We start from the raw sequence: 18,471 nt of genomic DNA on the forward strand, positions 1-18,471 counted from the left end.
ATGCGAACCCCAACGTTGCCATGCAGATGGCGATGTTGGGGTTCGGCGTCGCCTCACCGCCAACCTACGCAAGCTGGCTATCGGCATAGCTTAAAATCGGCAACCCCATTCAAGGAAACAAACCCACGTGCCGCATTATCCCGGTCCTTTGCTGACACGCCCCACTGCCGAAGCACTGCTGGCCGGACACGACGCAGGCAAGCCGGAATGGCACGGCTCGCTCGATCTGGGGCGATCGAACGGACATGCGCTACTGCGCGCCGATGACTGGCAGTGGCAAGAACAGGCCTACCCGTATCCGCCCAAGTTGAAAGACCGCACGATCTACTACTGGGATGGCGATGCGTTTGCACCGGCATCGCGTTTTTCCGGCTCGCTGATCAAGCTGGTGCCCACCGAATGGGGTGCGCCCACCTTCGAGATCGATGGCATCAAGATGCTGCCCACGGCGAAGGAATCGCCGCTGGACGATGCGCGCCGCAAAGTCGCGCTGGTCGAGCCGCGCGGCAAGCTGTTGCTGGATACCTGCGGCGGCTTGGGCTACTTCGCCGCCTGCTGCCTGGACGCGGGTGTGGCGAACATCCGCTCGTTCGAGAAAAACCCCGATGTTCTGTGGTTGCGTACGCTCAATCCGTGGTCGCCGGACCCGGACGACCCTGCCGGCAGCGGTCGCCTGGCGTTGACGCATGCCGACGTGCGGGATGCGATCGCCCACATCGAAGACGCTTGCGTCGATGCCATCCTGCACGACCCGCCGCGCTTCGGCATTGCCGGCGACCTCTATTCGCAGGCGTTCTACGATCAACTCGCACGCGTGCTTCGCCGCGGCGGCCGCCTGTTCCATTACACCGGCAGCCCCAATAAGCTCACCAGCGACCGTGACGTGCCGCGCGAAGTGGCGAAACGGTTGGAGAAAGCAGGCTTCAAGGCGCAGCAGGCACTGGATGGAGTGCTGGCGGTGCGACGTTGAGCATGGCCATCACCGTAAGCAACCGCGCTACCGCCAGGGGGCTCCATGACGCCGCAGGACTTTGTATCCAAACTCGGTGCTGAAGTCGTCGACAAGAACTACGCGCTCTACCGCAGCCTGCTGCTCGACACCAAGGCGAGCAGGGCACTTGATCCGTATTGGCAACGCGTCTTGACGCTTTTCAGCGAGCTGAGCGCCGATCAGCAGGAAGTGCTGCTGGAGCTTACCCGCCATGTGACGATCGACGCGGTCGCCAATGTGCTTGGCGTGATCGATGGGACCCATGCATTGGCCGATGCCGACGATGTCTTCCGGCTGACCTACGGCGGCCAGGCGCTTGAGGGCGATCTGCAAAGCACGTTTCTGGAATTGGCCGAGTAAGCCGGGACCCGTGCAGGTTGGCGGTGAGCGCATGCGAACCCCAACGTTGCCATGCCAAAAAAAGCAATGTTGGAGGTTCGCCCCGGCCCACTCGCCGAAGCGACGACTCAAGGCGCAGCAGCCAGATCCGACTGCCGCGCGGAACGCGTATGCAACCGCGCCGCCAGTGCATGCGCCGCCACGCGAATTTCCGGCATCGCCGTACATTCCCACAAGTTGCCGCGCAGCAGCGAGCCGATGGCATGCAGGCCGTGCTGCACCTCGCCGGCCGCATTGATCAATTGGCCATCGGGCTGCGCCAACACGCCCAAGTGCAGCGGATCGGCCACGGCCAGACCATCCTGGAGCAGGCCGGAGAGCAGCGGGTGCTGCGCGTAGCCCACCGCGGTATCAAGCCCGGTGGCCTGCACCACAAGATCCGCTTGCAGCGTCGTCATCACCTGCTTGGCGCGCGAGCGAACGGTGACGTTCAATGGCCCTTCGCCATCCACTTCCAGCACGCGGGCCGCGTAAACCTGCAGGCGTCCTTCATCGCGCAACTGCTGGACAATCTCACCGGGTTCCGGCGCCAGCCGATGCCGCGACGATTCCCATAACCATCGTATGTGCTGCAGGAATTGCCGGCGTTGGCGCGGCGTAAAAGCCTGCCAGAGCGTGGCGTTGATCGGGCGCATGCCATCGATCACGCTGCGCCAGTCCAGAGCCTGTTCTGCGCGGAACAAGCGGCGAATCTCGGCAAATATCGCGGCAGGGCCTGCGCATGCCATCAGCCTGGCGTTGAGTTCAGCCTGCTGCGGATAGGCATCGATGGGATGCAGCGGATGCACGAACGGCAACAAGCCATGCCGCGAGACGGCGACCAGTTCGATATCCGGCCAGCGAATCGACGCGGAGATGAGCGTGTCCACGGCCGTCAGTCCCGTACCGATCACGATCAGCCGGCGCGGCTGGATCGGGCGCTCGGTGAGACACCACGGGTCCAGCACATAGGCGCCGCTGGCAAGTGCGCGTTCGGACACCGTGCGCAGCGGGCGTGGCGTGAGGGCGCCGAGCGCAAGCACGACATGCTCCGCCATCACGTGCTCGCCGTTGTCCAGGGTAATCTCGTAGCCGCGATGCCTGGCGCGCAAGCGCGTGGCCATCGAGGGTGTGACCGCAAAGCGGCGGCCTCGCTGCTGCGCATGATGCAGGCGCTTGCTCAATTGCGCCTCGATGTATTCGCCGAACAGCCGGCGCGGCAGAAAACCGCCAGGACGCGAGCCTGGGCGATGACGGCCACTGTATTGCGCGAAATCCTCGTCCGCATCGGCATACAGCCCCATGCCGCTCGCGCGCACGTTGAGCAGATGATGATCGTGCGTGGTGCCGTAGGCGACACCGCGGCCGGTGCCTTCCCGGCATCCCGTCACCCAGTGCAGGTGGTCCGGCGCCTCGTGCGCGAGCAGTGCACCGAACACGGCCGCACCTGCCGCGCCGCCGCCGATGATTGCGATGTTTGCCATGGGGATGGGCCTTTTTTCGTGGGTGGGGTCAGGCGAGCGAGGTTTCGCGCGCCGTGGTGTGGCATTCCGACGTCCACTGCCCATCACGCTGATGATAGCTGCGGTACCGGTTGAGTTCGCCGCCATAAACATGCAGCGACAGTGCCAGGCGATTGCGGGAAAAATTGCGGCAGCGATGCGCGTAATCCGTATCGGAAAACGCTACGTAGTCACCCACGCCGGCGACCAGGCTGTGCTTGGGCGTGAGGTGCATGGCTGGCTGCGCGACGAGCTGGAACGATTCCACCTCCAGCACGCCATCCAGCACGAATTCCATGCCCCACAATTCATCGTGATCGTGGATGGGCGTGGCGTAGGCGGGCGGCCATACGATCAGCAAGGCTTCGTATGCCTTGCTTGCGCCCAGCTGCATGCGCCGATACGTGGATGGCGAGGACGCTGAAGACAGCTCCGCCGCACGTGGGCAGCCCTGCCACGCAGCTACCTGCGCAAGTGCTTCGGCAATCCGGCTTGCAATGGGCTCCCCTGTTTGCTTGATGCATGCATCAACGGTGTCAAGGACACGCTTGCGCCATGCAGCAGTGGCAGCGGTGAGTGCGTCGTCGTACATCAGTGGCTCCTGGTGTTGGCGTACTCGCAATCAAGACAACCACAGGTCGCGTTAAAGATGCGCTAGAAGCTCACGAACAAACGGCACGTCCTTATGCATTTTCCGCTGGATGGGAGTGCGTTGTGAATGCGTTGTTCAAAAGTAGTTCGCGTGCGCGATGCACTAAGAGGGCAATCGTCTTACGTCATAGGTTTATCCGATCACGCGTCCCCGTGGGTTGGGGTGAGCTTGCGAACCCCAACGTCGCCATGTAGAACCTACGAGAGGTATCGACTTTGCCCAGGAAGGCAACATGCGCTATCGACGCGTAAAAATCCCCGGTGGTACTTTCTTCTTCACGATCAATCTGGCCGATCGCCGTAGCACGCTGTTAACCGATTGCATCGCCTCGTTACGCGAGGCCGTCAGAACGGTAAAGCTGCGCCATCCCTGTCACATCCATGCCTGGGTGGTGCTTCCCGAGCACATGCATGCCATCTGGACCATGCCAGGCGAAGATGACGACTATTCGATGCGCTGGATGCTGATCAAGCAACGGTTCTCAAGAGCCATCGCATCGTACGAGAGGGTAAACGCTTCAAAACGACGCAAAGGCGAGCGTGGTGTTTGGCAGCGGCGGTTCTGGGAGCACCAGATCAGAGATGATATTGATCTAGGGCACCACATAGATTACGTGCATATCAACCCGGTGAAGCACGGCTATGTCGAGCGCGCCAGCGCTTGGCCATATTCGTCGATTCACCAATATATTCGACGAGGCGATCTTGCGCCGGATTGGGCGTGTGATCCCGATTTGCATGAGCTCGCTGGGGAACGGCTGTGATGAGCGGCGTTGTTATGCATGGCGATGTTGGGGTTCGCAAGCTCACCCCAACCTACTCGCTGCGTAGGTTGGGGTGAGGCGCAGCCGAACCCCAACGTCGCCATGCGTATGCCCACCGGATGCTGGCCTAGAAATGCCGCTGCTCACACCGCAAAAAAATCACGGATAGCTCGCGCAATCTCCTTCGCATGCGTTTCGAGCGCGAAATGCCCGGTATCGAAAAACGTGACCTTGGCTTGCGGAATATCGCGCTTGAACGCTTCCGCACCGGCTGGCAAAAAGAACGGATCGTGCTTGCCCCACACGGCCAGGAAACGCGGACGATGGGTGCGGAAGTAGGTTTGGAAAGCAGGGTAGAGCGCTACGTTGCTCTGGTAATCCAGGAAAAGGTCCAGTTGCACGTCATCGGCGCCGTGGCGCGCAAGATAATAGTTGTCGAGCGCGATGCCGTCCGGTGACACCGCCGATTCATCCGGCACGCCATGCGTGTATTGCCAGCGGGTGGTTTCCGGCGCCAGGAAGGCGCGCAAGGCTTCGCGGTTGGCTTGCGACGGATTTTGCCAATACGCGCGAATCGGGTTCCAGCCGTCGCTCAAGCCTTCTTCATAGGCATTGCCGTTTTGCGAAATGATGGCGGTGATGCGTTCCGGATGTTTTACCGCCAGGCGAAAACCGGTCGGTGCGCCGTAATCGAACACATAGACCGCAAAGCGATCCAAGCCCACCACTTCCGTGAAACGGTCGATCACCTGCGCAATATGGTCGAAGGTGTAGCCGAACTGCTCGCGCGGCGGCATCTCCGTTTGGCCAAAGCCGGGCAGGTCGGGCGCAATGAGGTGGAAGTCTTCGCTCAACAGCGGAATCAGGTCGCGGAACATGTGTCCCGAGCTGGGGAAGCCATGCAGCAACAGCAGCTTGGGTTTATCGGCCGAACCTGCTTCGCGATAAAAAACTTTCAGGCCGTCGACGTCGGCGTAGCGATAACGAAGGGTGGACATGGCAGCTCTCCTTTGAGATGCACGGTGGATACGTGGAAGGGCGTGACCGGTGGCAGTCAGCGTTGGCCGTGCTTGATCGCATCGGCAATAAGGTTCGCGACGAGCGCTGGCGCGGTGACCTGCGGTACGTGATCGACAGGATAGGCGCGGACGTGCGCTTGCATGCGCTCGGCCATGAAGCGCTGCGTCTGTTGCGGAATCATGTAGTCCTGCTCGGCCAGCAGGTACCAGGACGGCACGCGCTTCCAAAGCGGCGCGCCAACCGCAACGGTGATGCTTGCCGGCGAAATGGGCGGCTGTGTGGCAGCGAGCGCCTGTTGTTCTTCCGGCGTGGCATGTTGCGCAAACGCCGCTGCGAAGGCTTCCTGCGGGAGCCGGATCCAGCCATCGCCATCCGGTGCCAGCCTGGGCACCTTGGCATCGTGCTCATGGCGATAGAACACATCGGCCACGGTTTCTCCCTGGTCTGGCGCGATTCCCGCGATATAGACCAGCCCCTGCACCTTGGCGCTTTGGGTGGAAGCGATCACCGCGCCGGCATAGGCATGGCCAGCGAGCACAACCGGCTCCTCGATCTGCGCCAGCGCCTGGTCCAGCGCCGCCGTATCGTCGGCAAGCGAGGAAAGCGGTAGCGTAGCTGTAACCACATTGATGTCGTTATGCTGGAGAAGGCGAACGACCTTTGCCCAAGCCGCCTCGCCAGCCCATGCGCCATGGACAAGTATCGCCGTTGCTGTCTTTATGCTCATTTTTGCCGTTCCTCTCGCAGGCTCTTGGATGGGTTGGAGGCGGCCAGGGATTGAAAAGTGGCTAACCGCCTAAACTTCGATTAGGAGGTTATTGCTGCAAAAGTAACTTGTCAAGTCAATTTAAGGCGGTTACTTTGCCCGCCAGGAGACAACCCCATGACCCTCTCAATTCCCGCGCTTTTCCTGGCCGATGCCCCCGGGCTGGATTTCCTCAATTCGACGGCAACACCGGTGGATACGCCGGTCGACTGGTTGGAAGACGGGGAGGGGCTGCTCAGCTGGCTCAAGCAAGCGCGCCTGGTGCCGGATGAAGTACTCGATGCGATGCGTGGGCGCGCCATTCCGGGTGAGCTCGATCGCCTGGCTGACCAGGCGCGTTCGCTGCGTGAGTGGTTTAGAGCGTTCGTGCTTGCGCACAAAGGGCGCCCGTTGCAGGCGTCGCAACTGGCCGAACTCGAACCGCTCAATCAATTGCTGAAGCGCGATGAGCGGCACGACGAAATCGTCGTGCAAAGGCACGGCGAATCGTCCGCGCTGCGTTTGATACAGGCGCGCCGCTGGGCATCACCTGAAGCCTTGCTGCTACCGATCGCCGAAGCGATGGCGCAGCTGGTTTGCGCGGAAGACTTTACCTATGTGAAAGCCTGCGAAGGCCCGACCTGCACCTTGTTGTTCGCCGACCACACGCGCGGGCATGCGCGTAGGTGGTGCAGTATGTCGTTTTGCGGCAATCGCGCGAAGCAGGCGGCGCACCGGCACCGTCAAAAGACGATCCAGAAAGATTGAGCTGGTTCAAAACCGAAATCACTAATCGGAGACAGTCATGGCAAGCGGATATTGGGTAGTGGTGTTTCGTTCGATCTCTGACCCGGCCGGCCTCGACCGGTACACGGCCGCCGCCGTGCCGGCGATTCGTGCACATGGTGGACGGGTGCTGGCAGCAGGCGTGCCGGGTTTCGCCTATGAAAGCGGCACGCTGCAACGCGTGGCCTTGGTCGAATTCGACAGCCTGGATGCGGCGAACGCTGCCTATGGCAGCGCCGATTACCAGGCTGCGGTAAGGCACCTGGATGGCGCTGCAGAGCGTGACGTACGCATCGTCGAAGGCTTCTAGATGCATGCTGGACCTGGCAGCGTCGTTGCGGTCTGCGGTGGATTAAATCAGAGCAGCCTTGGCTCGCAAGAAATCAGCCAACGCGCTTGGGCAATGTCCAACCCGGCCGGACGAAATGGCAGGTGTAGCCCTGCGGATAGCGTTCCAGATAATCCTGATGTTCCGGCTCCGCCTCCCAGAACGGCCCTGCCGGCGCGATCTCGGTGACGACCTTGCCGGGCCACAGGCCGGATGCATCGACATCGGCCACGGTATCCTCGGCGACCTTTTTCTGCTCGTCGTCGCGATAAAAAATGGCGGAGCGGTAGCTCGTGCCGAGATCATTGCCCTGGCGGTTTTTCGTGGTCGGATCATGGATCTGGAAAAAGAATTCCAGAATCTGGCGATAGCTGATCTGCGCCGGATCGAACACGATCTCGATGGCTTCGGCATGCGTGCCGTGGTTGCGATAGGTGGCATGGGGCACGTCGCCACCGGAGTAGCCCACGCGCGTGGACAGCACGCCGGGATAGCGCCGCAGCAGATCCTGCATGCCCCAGAAGCAGCCGCCGGCCAGGATGGCGGTTTCGGTTTTTGTCGTCATGTCATTGCCTCATTTCATTCTCAAACCAGGAAGCTTGTCGCTTGCGGTGGCCTGCTCCCTCCCCTGCGATAGTAGGGAGGGTTGGGGTGGGGTTGCCTGTGCTTTAGCGTGCAGCCGAATGTCGCTATCACTTCTTCGCAGGGGAGGGTAGGCGTCCTGCGAGTTCGAGATAAAAGCTCAAGTTGGCGCCATCGGTTAAAGCCGTTGCCGCGATCTATATCTGGGATCACATGCCGCCGATCAAGTGCCATCGGTTGCTAGCCCGCGATCCGCGTCCACCGCTGCCATTCCCCGCCCATGGTGTTAACTTACCTGCCCTCACACGCGCCTGGTTTCGGAGCTTTTCATGTCTCGTGCTTTTACTGCGGTTTCAACGGCTGCCACGCATCGCATGTTTTCACGCCTGGCCCTGGCGATAGCGATGGGGCTTTTGGCAACCGGCGCCGCCGCACAACCGGCGCATGACGACAGCGTGCCGCCGCCGCAGGACAAGCCGTATCCCGGCACCGTCACCCTCCACGTCGACGCCAACGATACGCTGCAGGGCATCTTCCGTGTGCACGAAACGATTCCGGTGCAGGCCGGTGCGTTGACGCTGTTGTATCCGCAGTGGATTCCCGGCGATCACTCGCCTACCGGCCCAATCAACATGCTGGCCGGCCTGCAGCTTACGGCCGGCGGCAAGCCGCTGAAGTGGAAGCGCGACGAATACAATGTCTACGCGTTCCACGTCGACGTGCCTGCGGGCGTGTCGAGCATCGACGCGTCGTTCCAATATCTGTCGGGCCGCACCGATAGCGAAGGTTTCGAGATCACCGATCGCATGATGGACATGGAGTGGAGCAAGGTGCTGCTCTACCCGGCCGGCTATTTCTCGCGCGATATCCAGTTTGCGCCCAGCGTCACTTTCGCGCATGGCTGGCAGTTCGGCACCGCGCTGGAGACTGCCTCGCAAGCGGGCGACACCACCAGCTTCAAGCCGGTGGGCTTGAACAACCTGGTCGATTCGCCGATCTACGCGGGCAAGTATTTCAAGCGCGTGGACCTCAACCCCGGCGGCGATGCGCCAGTGCACCTGGACGTGGTGGCCGACGAACCGAAGTACCTGGAGATGACGCCCGAGCAATTGCAGGTGCATCGCAACCTGGTAACGCAGGCCACCAAGCTGTTCGGCTCGCACCATTACGACCACTACGACTTCCTGTTTTCGTTGTCGGACGTGCTGGCGGGCAATGGCACGGAGCATCACCAATCCAGCGAGAACGGCCTGGGCACCGACTATTTCACCGGCTGGAATGACGGCGCGCCCGATCGCGACCTGCTCGCCCACGAATACACCCATTCGTGGAACGGCAAGTTCCGCCGCCCGGCGGATCTATGGACACCCAACTTCAACGTGCCGATGGGCGATTCGCTGCTGTGGGTATACGAGGGGCAAACCCAGTATTGGGGTTTCGTCCTGACGGCGCGCGCCGGCATGTGGTCGCCGCAGCAATTCCGCGATGCGTTGGCCATGGTGGCCGCCAACTATCAGCGCAACCGCGAGGGTTTCCAGTGGCGCACGCTGGAAGACACCACCAACGATCCCACCGCTGCGCGCCGTTCCAGCCTGCCGTACCGCAGCTGGCAGATGAGCGAGGACTACTACAGCGGCGGCCAGATGATGTGGCTGGACGTGGATGCCAAGCTGCGCGAACTCACGCACGACCATAAATCGCTGGATGATTTCGCGCGTGACTTTTTCGGCGTCGACAACGGCAGCTACGTCACCAAGACCTATACCTTCGACGACTTGGTAGCCGCCCTCAACGGCGTGGCTCCCTACGACTGGGCCGGCTTTCTGCGCGCACGTGTCGACGCACTCAACCCGCCGCTGGAAAACGGCATTGCCGCCACCGGCTGGAAACTGGTCTATACCGATCAGGAAAGCGCCTACGAGAAGCAATACAACAGTCGCCCGCAATCACCGCGCCACCTGTACAACTTCGCCTGGTCGATCGGCCTGACGATGGGCGACGACGGGCAGATCAACGACGTGCGCTGGGACGGGCCCGCGTTCAAGGCGGGCGTCAGCACCGGCGCCAAGCTGGTCGCCGTCAATGGCCAGAACTATTCCACCGAGGTGCTGAAGAGCGCCATCACCGCCGCCAAGACCAGCCAGGCGCCGATCCAGTTGCTGCTGAAATACCAGGGAGGCTACCGCACCGTGGCCGTGGATTATCACGGTGGCCTGCAATACCCGCACCTGGTGCGCGTCGAAGGTACGCCGGATTATCTGGACGAGATCATCGCGCCGCGCAAGTAACGCAGGCGCGGCCGCTCACGGCTCTTCCGCCACACCCGGCAACACGATGGTATGCCGGGTGTGGCGAACCTTCGCTTCCAGGTAACGCAGGTTGTGGCGCCCGAAGAACGCGCTGGTGGGTCGCGCGGCGGCAACCTCGACGCCCAGTGCTTCCAATTGCGCGCGCTTGTCGGGATTGTTGGTGATCAGCGTGATGCGTGATACGCCCAGCGCCTTCAACATCTCGGCGGCGCCGGTGTAATCGCGCTCGTCGTCGCCGTGGCCCAGGGCGCGATTGGCTGCGTACGTGTCGTGGCCCTGCTCCTGCAGGCGGTAGGCGTCCAGCTTGGCGTACAGCCCGATGCCGCGCCCTTCCTGGCGCATATAAAGGAGATAGCCGCCTTCCTCGTGCAGCCGAAGCAGCGATTCCTGCAATTGGGGGCCGCAATCGCACCGCGCCGAACCCAGGACATCGCCCGTCATGCATTCGGAATGCACCCGCACCAGCGGCGCATCGGTATGGCAGTCGCCAAAGCGCAGCGCGAAATGCTCCTTGCCGTCGGAAAGGCCGTAAAAGCTATAGATCGTGCTGGCCGCCTCGCGGCCGTCAGCCAGATGGATCGGCAGTTGCGCGGCCGTGCGGACGCCGGGCGTTTCCGCCAGGGGAACAGCTTGCAAACAGGGAGCGGACATGGGGTCTGATCTCATTACTCGGCGCCCCATGGTTTGTGGGGCCTGGAGGACAGCATTCAAGCGCTAGCCTGACGGGTATAGCGGTGAGTGCCACCTGGGCGGCCATTTGTTGCAGGTGCCTTTCATGGCGGTTTCGCGGCATCCCGCCGTCGGCGGCCCGGCTCTGCACTATGCTTCGGCTGGAGCCCATGGTACCGCTTCCTTCCATATGGCCGACATGCCCTTCCATCCCCAGATCGCCCCCGAGATCTTCGCCCTGCGCCCCGACTTCGCGGCGCTGAGCATTCATGCCGAACATGTCCGCAACGGCCCCAGCGATACGCATAGCGCCGAATGGCTGGGCAATGCCTGCCGGGAGCTGGACGCGGCGCCCTGGGCCGAGGCGCATCTCGCTTCCTGGCGCGACGCTTATCGCGCCTTCGGCGCCAAGCCGCAACGCACGCCATGCTCGGCCGAGGCCTTGCGCAAGCGGGCGCAGCGCGACGGATCGCTCCCTGCCATCAACGCCGTCGTCGATCTATATAACGCCCTGAGCGTGCGTTATGCCTTGCCGGTTGGCGGTGAAGACGTCGTGACATACGCAGGTTCTCCGCGATTGATCCGCGCATCGGGCAACGAACCGTTCGAGACGGTTTCCGAAGGCGCACCCAAGGTGGAAACGGCGGAGCAGGGTGAAGTGGTCTGGTGCGATGCGCGCGGCGTCACCTGCCGGCGCTGGAACTGGCGGCAAGGCATCCGCACGCGCATTACCGAACACAGCACGGAAATGTGGTTCGTGCTGGAACGCCTGGACCCCATGCCGATCGACGCGCTGCACGAAGCCGGCGAGCAGCTGATCGCTGGCCTGCGCCGGATCTGCCCGGACGTTCGCACCACGCAGTTGTATCTGGCTGAAGCGCGCCAAATCAGCGCGTAGGTTGTCATGCAGAAAATGACGCCCGCTTTGAAACCGCCGCTTGCATGCCAAACGCAAAGCAAACATTTCCTTGACCCAGGCAACCCCTTGGACGAGGTATTCACCGCGCGTACGCGAGAGGAAATGCCATGAGCTACAGCACACTGACGCGCCCAAGCGCGTGGATTCCCTTGGCCATGTCATTCACGGCGCTATGCATCGTGGTTGGTCATATAGCCCTGTTTGGCCATGCGCGCGAGATCGACGAAGGGGCTGCCGCGCATCTTTTTCAATTGCTCATCGTGGTGCAAATCCCGATCGTCGCGTTCTTTGCGATCAAGTGGCTGAAACGCAAGCCGCTCGATGCATGGATGGTTTTGGCCTTGCAGGCTTTGGCAGTCGCAGCAGCCTGCGCGCCTGTTTGGTATTTCAAGCTGTAATCGTGTGCTTGGTGCCGCGCAACGTCTGTATGTTGTTCGGAACGCCTGTAATCCCATGGCTGACTATCGCGATCCACTTTTTTTGCCGCGAAGGGGCGCTTCATGAAGATTGACGCGGTACGCAAGTACGCCATGGCGCTGGAGGCGGTCACCGAAGAGCCGCACCACCAGTCCTCTTCGTTTCGTGTACGGGGGAGGATTTTCGTTACAGTCCCCCCGCCCGAAGAAGTCATTCACGTCTTCGTGGGAGAGGAAGACCGGGAAGTCGCCCTGGTGCTGCATCCGGACTTTCTTGAAAAATTGCATTGGGGCGGCAAAGTCGTCGGCCTGCGGGTTGCACTCGCGCAAGCCAGGGTGGCCGCCGTCGAGTCACTGGTGAGCAAGGCCTATGAGCACGCCGTGCATAAAGGCGTAAGTCGCAAGAGGCGGTAATTTGTCCATCGACCGAGGAGATGCCATGAAACGTGTTACCGGAATAGGTGGAGTTTTTTTCAAGGCGAAAGACCCCAAGGCGTTGGCCGACTGGTACCGCGTGCACCTCGGCCTGAATATCGAAGCATGGGGCGGCGCCACGTTCCGATGGGCCGACGGCGATGCAGACGGTACCGGGGTCACGGTATGGAATCTCTTCAAACAGGACACCTCGTACTTCGCGCCGAGCACGGCCAGCTTCATGATCAACTACCGCGTCGACGACCTGCATGCACTGCTGGCTGCACTCAGGGCGGAAGGCTGCCAGGTCGAGGACAAGGTCGATGAGTCCGAGTATGGCAAGTTCGGCTGGGTGATCGATCCCGAAGGCAACAAGGTGGAGCTATGGCAGCCGCCGTCCGGGCGGTGAAGCGGGGAGGTAATGCTCGCCGTAAAGCATGTTCCCTCCTGACGTCATGCCGGCGAAAGCCGGGGCGCTTTACAACAGCGAAGCTGGTCAATGACGAACGCTTTGAAATGGCATGGACGCGGAACGTAAGTTCAAAGCGTGAGGGCCAGGCCCGATGCTGGGATTTCATTCCAGCCTACGCAACAACATGATCACGAATTGACATCATTGCCACGCCGACAAGGTTAATACAGTCGCCAACGGCAGCCGCCCTGAAGCATTTGAACGCGATGCGGCGTCGGTAAATACCGGGCGCCCGAATTCATCGTGAACGCACGCTGCAAGACGGAGTGAAACCTTAGTGAGCGGCAAGTCATAGCAAGGCGAGGGCGATTCCACAATGACCATCGGCTGCCCCGAATGTGGCGCGCTCGAGGACATCCCTCCGCTTACCCGCAGGTCCATCGCACAATGCCGTGTCTGCCATTATCCGTTGGAGCGCCGCAGCGGGCGCAGCCTGAACGCGGCGCTGGCCTTGTCGCTGACGACGTTCGTGCTCCTGTTTCCCGCCAATCTGGCGCCATTGATGACGGTCGATTTGCTCGGAGCCGAGCGCACGTCGGTGCTCTCCTCGGGCATCCTGGCCATGTGGCAGGGCGGCTGGGTGATGCTTGCCTTGCTGCTGGGCATGTTCGGCATCGTGCTGCCGTTCGTGCGTTTCGGCGTGCTGGCATGCGTGCTTGGCGCAGTCCGGTTTGGCGTGCATTTCAAGGGCATCGGCGCGCTTTTCCGATGGGCGCTCTGGCTGGATATCTGGGCGATGCCCGACGTGTATCTGGTTGGCTGCTTCGTCGGCTATTCGCGCGTAACGCAGAACCTCACCGGCACCATTGGCGCGGGCGGCTATTGCTTCATTGCCGCCGCGCTGGCCTCGATGCTTACGCGTGCATCGCTCGATCGCCGCACCGTCTGGCGGGCCATCACGCCTGACCAGAAGTGGGCGAATGACGAACCCGTCATCTCCTGCACCGCCTGCGATCTGGTCGCGCCGGCCTCATGCGAAGGCGAGCGCTGTCCGCGTTGCGGCTGGGAGCTGCATTCGCGCAAACCGGATGCCGTGGTGCGGGCGAGTGCGCTGTCGCTGGCGGCGCTGGTGCTGACACTGCCGGCCAATCTGTTTCCGATGACGTTCTCGATCCAGCTCGGCCAGAGCGTGCGGCATCGGATTGTCGACGGTGTGTATGAATTGTTCCAGGCCGGGCTGTGGCCGCTGGGCATTCTCATCGTCTGCACCAGCGTCATCATTCCGGTCGCAAAAATCGTCGGCATGGGCTGGTTCATCGTTTCGGTACGGCGCCGCTCACGCAAGCATCTGCGTTTGAAAGCGCATCTCTACCGATGGATCGACGAACTGGGGCGATGGTCGAACGTCGACGTCTTTACCATCGCAGCCTTCATACCGTTGATACACTTCGGCACGCTGGCATCTTCAAGGCCCGCCATCGGCGCATCGGCATTTGCGCTGGTGGTTTTTTTCACGATGGCGGCGTCGCGCGCGTTCGATCCGCGCATGATGTGGGATGTCCGCAGGAGGCACCCGTGAGTGGCGAGCGCCTGCGGCGCACGCAGGCCGAGGTGCGCCGCAGTAGCTGGCCGGGCTGGATCTGGTCGGTGCCGATCGCTGCCTTTGGCGTGGCGCTATGGCTCGGCATTCGCGGGCTGGTCCACAGTGGCGAGACGGTTACCGTCACGTTCGACAACGCTTACGGCATGAAACCCAGCGACACCAAGGTGATGCTGCTGGGCCTAAAGGTGGGCGAGGTGTCGGACATCGCGCTTGCTGCCGACGGCAAGCACATCGAGGCAACGCTGGAGATAGACAGCGCCGAAAAAAAATACCTGCGCAGCGGCACCCGGTTTTTCCTGCGCGGCGCACAGCTTGATTTTAGCGATCCGTCCTCGCTCAAGGCGCTGGTGTCCGGGCCTGAAATTGTCATGGAGCCGGGACCCGGCAAGCCCGTGGATCACTTCCACGGTGTCGACCGCAAACCGGCGCTTGCGCCGGAACACGGCCCGATGGTGACGTATGCGGTGCGGTTCGATGGCGCCGCCGGATCGCTCAAGGACGGCGCGGGAGTGGACTTGCGCGGCTTTCACGTAGGTACCGTAACCAGCGTGCGACTCAGCTACGACGCAAGCACTGGCACGTTGAGTACGCCGGTGGAGATCGCACTCGATCCCGCCTCGCTGGGCATCGACGCGTCGCCACCCAACGGCGATTGGCGGCCGCTGGTGGATGGCATGCTCAAGCGGCTCATCGCGCAAGGACTGCGCGCGCGGCTGGCGCAGGATCCGCCGCTGGTAGGTCCCGGCAAGGTCAGTCTCGACTTCATCGCGGACGCACCGAACGCGACGCTCGGCAACGAAAACGGCGTGGCGGTGATTCCCAGCATGCCATCCTCGAACATCGACGCCATGACGTCCAAGGCCGACCAGATCCTCCAGAAAATCGACGATCTGCCGATCCGGGACATCGGCGAACAAGTGCGCAGCATGGCAGCGCGTATCAACACGCTGACCGCGTCAGCCTCGCCCAAGATCAAGGACAGCCTCACGCACATCGATCACTCGGTGGCGCAGATCGACCGCACCTTGCAGAAGGTGTCGCCGCAAATCGGACCGCTGGTCGCGCAACTGCGCCAGACGGCCAACGAGGCCGACCAGGCGGTCGCCGCCGCCAACCACACGTTGGGTGGCGATGCCACCAGCCAAAACGGTTTGCCCGAGGCCTTGCGCGAACTCACCGATACCGCGCGCTCGATTCGTGCGCTGGCCGATTATCTCGATCGGCACCCCGAAGCGCTCATTCGAGGCAAGCAGAAGGAAAAGCCATGACGCTCAGACCGATGGTGATCATCCTCGCTGCGGCATTGACCGCGTGCGGCCACAGCCCGCCCACGCGCTACGTCACCTTGAACGCGGAGCCCGTCATCGCGCCGCGCGTAGCCACGCAGATGCAGCCGGTTCAACTCACCGCGGTGCATATTCCCGCCGAGCTCGATCGTCCTGAGGTCGTCACGCAAGACGCCGCGAATCGGCTGACGATCCACGATACGGACCGCTGGGGCGCGCCACTCGGGCAGATGATGCGCCGCACGCTCGCGCAGGATCTCTTGGCGCGCTTGCCGGCCGGCGCGTTCGTGCTGCCGGATGCGCCGGCGCCGCCGCATACGCGCATCCTGGTGGTCACCGTGCTGAATGCCGAAGCCGACGCAAGCGGTACGTTGACGATGCAGGTTTCGTGGACGCTGCTGTCCGGGCATCCTGCGCACACCGAGTTGAGGCAGCAGCTAACGCTGTCTTCCAGCATGCCGAGTCGCGATGCAACGGCACAAGCGGCGGCGATGAGTCACGTGCTTGGGCAACTGGCGGACCGGATTGCGGCAGCTGTCGTTACACGGTAGTTGCAGGCGGCGCGCAGGGTAGCAGTAACAATCCTGGCGATATTGTCGAGCCTCAACCGTCCGTCGAACGCGTAAGCGTTTCCCACGCGTTGAATTCCTCGGCCAGCGCCGACAACTTATTGCGCCCCAGCTCCAGCGCATCGCTACCCAGCAACAAATGCGCAGGCGGTGCATCGCTGGCGATCACGGCGAGCAGGGCGCGCGCGGCCTTCACCGGATCGCCCAGCTGCTTGCCGCTTTTTTCCTCACGCGCCTTGCGGATCGGATCGAACAGCGCATCGTAGTCGGCGATGGAGCGGGGCGTGCGAACCATGGAACGGCCGGCCCAATCGGTGCGAAACGAACCCGGCGCCACCGCGGTCACCGCGATGCCAAACGGCCTCACCTCCTTGCCGAGCACTTCGGAAATACCCTCCAACGCGAACTTGCTGCCGCAGTAATAGGCGATGCCGGGCAGGGTGATGAAGCCGCCCATCGAGGTGATATTGATGATGTGCCCGCGGCGGCGCTCGCGCATGTAAGGCAGCACGGCCTTCATCATGGCGACGGCGCCGAACACGTTCACGTCGAACTGCCGGCGCATCTCGGCCAGCGGGGATTCTTCCATCACGCCTTCGTGTCCGTAGCCGGCGTTATTCACCAATACATCCACCGGCCCGACATCTCGTTCGAGCGCGGCGACCACGCCGTCGATGGCGTCGAACTCGGTGACGTCCAACACGCGGCCGATGGCCCTGGCCGAAGCGAGCGCTTCGAACGCGCGTCTTGCCTGTTCGTTGCGCACCGTTCCGATCACGCAATGGCCGGCGGCGAGCGCTTCCACCGCCAGCGCGCGGCCGAAGCCGCTGCTGACGCCGGTGATGAGCAGAGTCTTGCTGGATGACACGAATGCAGCTCCCGTGGAAATTAGCCAAGCTTGCACAGTACTCTTTTTAGACCCGGCGATGACGCCTATATATTCTGTTTTTCTTGCCTATTCTTATGACCCTGGTCAGCACGTATGAAGATGCCAAGCCACAGCCCAAAGCGCCCCGCAGACGATCGCCAGCAGATGGTGGCCTTGCTCCGCGCCCTGGCGCCCGCGGAGGGCTACAACCTCACGGCGTTGCCGGACGTGCGCATCCTGCGTTCGGATCGCGCCTTGTCGCGCACGCCTGTTCTTTACGATCCCGGCATCGTGATCGTCGGCCAGGGACGCAAGCGCGGCTACTTCGGCGACCAGCTCTATGTGTATGACGCGCAGCACTACCTGGCCGTGGCCGTGCCGGTGCCGTTCACCATGGAAACCGACGCAACGCCGGAGCGCCCGCTGCTGGCGATTTACTTGCATCTGAATTTCCAGGTCGCCGCGGAGCTGATGCTGCAGATCGATCGGCAAGGCATGCCATCACAACGCGATGCACCGCAAAGCATGATGTCCAGCCCGATGGACGCCGCGCTGCGAACGTCCGTGCTGCGCTTTCTGGAGGCGATGAACAAACCGCTCGACGCGGCCGTGCTTGGCCCCGTATTGCTGCGCGAACTGTATTTTCGCGTGCTCACCGGCGCACAAGGCAACGCGATGCGTGCAGCGCTGGCCATGCACGGGCAATTCGGCAAGATCGGCAAGGCACTGCGCCGCATCCACGCCACTTACGCGCAACCGCTCGACCTTGCGCAGCTTGCCGGCGAAGCCGGCATGAGCGTGCCCACCTTCCACAGCCACTTCAAGGCCATCACCCACACATCGCCCATGCAGTACGTGAAATCCACGCGCCTGCACCAGGCACGGCTGCTGATGGTGCGCCAGGGCATGACCGCCGAGGCCGCCAGCCACGCGGTCGGCTACGCCAGCCCCTCGCAATTCAACCGCGAGTTCAAGCGGCTGTTCGGCCGAACGCCAGCGGCGGAAGCCAAACGCATGCGGGAAAGTTTTGCGATACCGCCGGCGCATGCGGCGGCGGATTATGTGTCATCGCACTGACATCGCGCTCGCCTGCATCGCGTAGGCATTTGCCAACACATCAAAGCACTCGCCCCTGACAGATGGCGAGACATGTTTTGTGCGATGGTGCGCCTGTCGGGCGTGCCCATCCAGAGAGATGACCGCGACACGCCCGACATGAGTGAAGTAAGCGCGGATCGCCCGAGTTAGCGCTCAAGCGA

Annotated in this window: 21 protein-coding genes; 14 read left to right on the forward strand and 7 right to left on the reverse strand. The window is 62.3% G+C overall.

Annotated elements, in window-relative coordinates; all coding sequences use genetic code 11:
* The first annotated feature begins 127 nt into the window (after window positions 1-127).
* A complete protein-coding gene (locus VMA74_RS15255; RefSeq protein WP_325368449.1) occupies window positions 128-970 on the forward strand; it encodes an SAM-dependent methyltransferase in 843 nt (280 codons plus the stop codon).
* Between the two features lie 45 nt (window positions 971-1,015).
* Complete coding sequence (locus VMA74_RS15260; protein ID WP_325368451.1) at window positions 1,016-1,351, forward strand: hypothetical protein; 336 nt, start codon at window positions 1,016-1,018, stop codon at window positions 1,349-1,351.
* Window positions 1,352-1,458: 107 nt separating this feature from the next.
* Here VMA74_RS15260 and VMA74_RS15265 read toward each other — a convergent pair whose 3' ends face one another.
* Entirely contained in the window at window positions 1,459-2,853 is a 1,395-nt protein-coding gene (locus tag VMA74_RS15265; RefSeq protein ID WP_325368453.1) for an FAD/NAD(P)-binding protein, read from the reverse strand.
* A gap of 28 nt (window positions 2,854-2,881) precedes the next feature.
* Entirely contained in the window at window positions 2,882-3,463 is a 582-nt protein-coding gene (locus VMA74_RS15270) for a cysteine dioxygenase family protein (protein ID WP_325368455.1), read from the reverse strand.
* Window positions 3,464-3,755: 292 nt separating this feature from the next.
* Between VMA74_RS15270 and VMA74_RS15275 the strand changes: the two genes are divergently transcribed.
* Window positions 3,756-4,286 carry an REP-associated tyrosine transposase gene (locus VMA74_RS15275; RefSeq protein WP_325368457.1) on the forward strand — a complete coding sequence of 177 codons (531 nt, stop codon included), beginning with the start codon at window positions 3,756-3,758 and terminating at the stop codon, window positions 4,284-4,286.
* A gap of 143 nt (window positions 4,287-4,429) precedes the next feature.
* Here VMA74_RS15275 and VMA74_RS15280 read toward each other — a convergent pair whose 3' ends face one another.
* Both VMA74_RS15280 and VMA74_RS15285 read right to left on the reverse strand, forming a co-directional pair.
* Complete coding sequence (locus tag VMA74_RS15280; protein WP_325368459.1) at window positions 4,430-5,284, reverse strand: alpha/beta hydrolase; 855 nt, start codon at window positions 5,282-5,284, stop codon at window positions 4,430-4,432.
* A gap of 56 nt (window positions 5,285-5,340) precedes the next feature.
* Entirely contained in the window at window positions 5,341-6,033 is a 693-nt protein-coding gene (locus VMA74_RS15285; protein WP_325368461.1) for an alpha/beta hydrolase, read from the reverse strand.
* Between the two features lie 156 nt (window positions 6,034-6,189).
* On the opposite strand from VMA74_RS15285, the gene VMA74_RS15290 reads away from it, so the two are divergent.
* Together VMA74_RS15290 and VMA74_RS15295 are read left to right on the forward strand one after the other, a co-directional pair.
* Window positions 6,190-6,819: a CGNR zinc finger domain-containing protein gene (locus VMA74_RS15290; protein ID WP_325368463.1), complete on the forward strand. Its 630-nt coding sequence runs from the start codon at window positions 6,190-6,192 to the stop codon at window positions 6,817-6,819.
* Window positions 6,820-6,856: 37 nt separating this feature from the next.
* A complete protein-coding gene (locus VMA74_RS15295; RefSeq protein ID WP_325368465.1) occupies window positions 6,857-7,147 on the forward strand; it encodes a DUF1330 domain-containing protein in 291 nt (96 codons plus the stop codon).
* A 73-nt stretch (window positions 7,148-7,220) separates the two neighbouring features.
* On the opposite strand, the gene msrA is transcribed toward VMA74_RS15295, so the two are convergent.
* Window positions 7,221-7,730, reverse strand: a complete 510-nt coding sequence (gene msrA / locus VMA74_RS15300) for a peptide-methionine (S)-S-oxide reductase MsrA (RefSeq protein ID WP_325368467.1) — start codon at window positions 7,728-7,730, stop codon at window positions 7,221-7,223.
* 421 nt (window positions 7,731-8,151) lie between these two features.
* On the opposite strand from msrA, the gene VMA74_RS15305 reads away from it, so the two are divergent.
* Window positions 8,152-10,035, forward strand: a complete 1,884-nt coding sequence (locus tag VMA74_RS15305) for a M61 family metallopeptidase (RefSeq protein WP_414649620.1) — start codon at window positions 8,152-8,154, stop codon at window positions 10,033-10,035.
* 15 nt (window positions 10,036-10,050) lie between these two features.
* Here VMA74_RS15305 and VMA74_RS15310 read toward each other — a convergent pair whose 3' ends face one another.
* Window positions 10,051-10,707 carry a GTP cyclohydrolase II gene (locus VMA74_RS15310; protein WP_325368471.1) on the reverse strand — a complete coding sequence of 219 codons (657 nt, stop codon included), beginning with the start codon at window positions 10,705-10,707 and terminating at the stop codon, window positions 10,051-10,053.
* 217 nt (window positions 10,708-10,924) lie between these two features.
* On the opposite strand from VMA74_RS15310, the gene VMA74_RS15315 reads away from it, so the two are divergent.
* From VMA74_RS15315 to VMA74_RS15345, 7 genes are all read left to right on the forward strand, one after another.
* Window positions 10,925-11,623: a B3/B4 domain-containing protein gene (locus VMA74_RS15315; RefSeq protein ID WP_325368473.1), complete on the forward strand. Its 699-nt coding sequence runs from the start codon at window positions 10,925-10,927 to the stop codon at window positions 11,621-11,623.
* Window positions 11,624-11,799: 176 nt separating this feature from the next.
* A complete protein-coding gene (locus VMA74_RS15320) occupies window positions 11,800-12,042 on the forward strand; it encodes a hypothetical protein (protein ID WP_325368475.1) in 243 nt (80 codons plus the stop codon).
* 102 nt (window positions 12,043-12,144) lie between these two features.
* Window positions 12,145-12,474 (forward strand): hypothetical protein, encoded by a 330-nt coding sequence (locus VMA74_RS15325; protein ID WP_325368477.1) that lies wholly within the window; start codon window positions 12,145-12,147, stop codon window positions 12,472-12,474.
* Window positions 12,475-12,499: 25 nt separating this feature from the next.
* Window positions 12,500-12,883, forward strand: a complete 384-nt coding sequence (locus VMA74_RS15330; protein WP_325368479.1) for a VOC family protein — start codon at window positions 12,500-12,502, stop codon at window positions 12,881-12,883.
* A 379-nt stretch (window positions 12,884-13,262) separates the two neighbouring features.
* Entirely contained in the window at window positions 13,263-14,465 is a 1,203-nt protein-coding gene (locus VMA74_RS15335) for a paraquat-inducible protein A (protein WP_325368481.1), read from the forward strand.
* Entirely contained in the window at window positions 14,462-15,757 is a 1,296-nt protein-coding gene (locus tag VMA74_RS15340) for an MlaD family protein (protein ID WP_325368483.1), read from the forward strand. The genes VMA74_RS15335 and VMA74_RS15340 overlap by 4 nt, the downstream gene beginning before the upstream one ends.
* On the forward strand, window positions 15,754-16,326 hold the full coding sequence (locus VMA74_RS15345) for a PqiC family protein (RefSeq protein WP_325368485.1): 573 nt from the start codon (window positions 15,754-15,756) through the stop codon (window positions 16,324-16,326). The genes VMA74_RS15340 and VMA74_RS15345 overlap by 4 nt, the downstream gene beginning before the upstream one ends.
* 52 nt (window positions 16,327-16,378) lie before the next feature.
* Here the strand turns inward: VMA74_RS15345 and VMA74_RS15350 are convergent, their stop codons facing one another.
* Window positions 16,379-17,212 (reverse strand): oxidoreductase, encoded by an 834-nt coding sequence (locus VMA74_RS15350; RefSeq protein ID WP_325368487.1) that lies wholly within the window; start codon window positions 17,210-17,212, stop codon window positions 16,379-16,381.
* A 165-nt stretch (window positions 17,213-17,377) separates the two neighbouring features.
* On the opposite strand from VMA74_RS15350, the gene VMA74_RS15355 reads away from it, so the two are divergent.
* Window positions 17,378-18,289: an AraC family transcriptional regulator gene (locus tag VMA74_RS15355; protein ID WP_325368489.1), complete on the forward strand. Its 912-nt coding sequence runs from the start codon at window positions 17,378-17,380 to the stop codon at window positions 18,287-18,289.
* The last annotated feature ends 182 nt before the right edge of the window (window positions 18,290-18,471 follow it).

The organism is Dyella sp., assembly GCF_035508675.1.
Classification (GTDB): Bacteria; Pseudomonadota; Gammaproteobacteria; order Xanthomonadales; family Rhodanobacteraceae; genus Dyella_B.

Coding starts and splice junctions, on each gene's coding strand:
- VMA74_RS15320 (WP_325368475.1), top strand. CDS start 11,800: ATGTCATTCACGGCGCTATGCATCGTGGTTGGTCATATAGCCCTGTTT.
- VMA74_RS15280 (WP_325368459.1), bottom strand. CDS start 5,284: ATGTCCACCCTTCGTTATCGCTACGCCGACGTCGACGGCCTGAAAGTT.
- VMA74_RS15295 (WP_325368465.1), top strand. CDS start 6,857: ATGGCAAGCGGATATTGGGTAGTGGTGTTTCGTTCGATCTCTGACCCG.
- VMA74_RS15285 (WP_325368461.1), bottom strand. CDS start 6,033: ATGAGCATAAAGACAGCAACGGCGATACTTGTCCATGGCGCATGGGCT.
- VMA74_RS15290 (WP_325368463.1), top strand. CDS start 6,190: ATGACCCTCTCAATTCCCGCGCTTTTCCTGGCCGATGCCCCCGGGCTG.
- VMA74_RS15260 (WP_325368451.1), top strand. CDS start 1,016: ATGACGCCGCAGGACTTTGTATCCAAACTCGGTGCTGAAGTCGTCGAC.
- VMA74_RS15355 (WP_325368489.1), top strand. CDS start 17,378: ATGGTGGCCTTGCTCCGCGCCCTGGCGCCCGCGGAGGGCTACAACCTC.
- VMA74_RS15335 (WP_325368481.1), top strand. CDS start 13,263: ATGACCATCGGCTGCCCCGAATGTGGCGCGCTCGAGGACATCCCTCCG.
- VMA74_RS15270 (WP_325368455.1), bottom strand. CDS start 3,463: ATGTACGACGACGCACTCACCGCTGCCACTGCTGCATGGCGCAAGCGT.
- VMA74_RS15310 (WP_325368471.1), bottom strand. CDS start 10,707: ATGTCCGCTCCCTGTTTGCAAGCTGTTCCCCTGGCGGAAACGCCCGGC.
- VMA74_RS15315 (WP_325368473.1), top strand. CDS start 10,925: ATGCCCTTCCATCCCCAGATCGCCCCCGAGATCTTCGCCCTGCGCCCC.
- VMA74_RS15275 (WP_325368457.1), top strand. CDS start 3,756: ATGCGCTATCGACGCGTAAAAATCCCCGGTGGTACTTTCTTCTTCACG.
- msrA (WP_325368467.1), bottom strand. CDS start 7,730: ATGACGACAAAAACCGAAACCGCCATCCTGGCCGGCGGCTGCTTCTGG.
- VMA74_RS15305 (WP_414649620.1), top strand. CDS start 8,152: ATGGGGCTTTTGGCAACCGGCGCCGCCGCACAACCGGCGCATGACGAC.
- VMA74_RS15325 (WP_325368477.1), top strand. CDS start 12,145: ATGAAGATTGACGCGGTACGCAAGTACGCCATGGCGCTGGAGGCGGTC.
- VMA74_RS15330 (WP_325368479.1), top strand. CDS start 12,500: ATGAAACGTGTTACCGGAATAGGTGGAGTTTTTTTCAAGGCGAAAGAC.
- VMA74_RS15345 (WP_325368485.1), top strand. CDS start 15,754: ATGACGCTCAGACCGATGGTGATCATCCTCGCTGCGGCATTGACCGCG.
- VMA74_RS15265 (WP_325368453.1), bottom strand. CDS start 2,853: ATGGCAAACATCGCAATCATCGGCGGCGGCGCGGCAGGTGCGGCCGTG.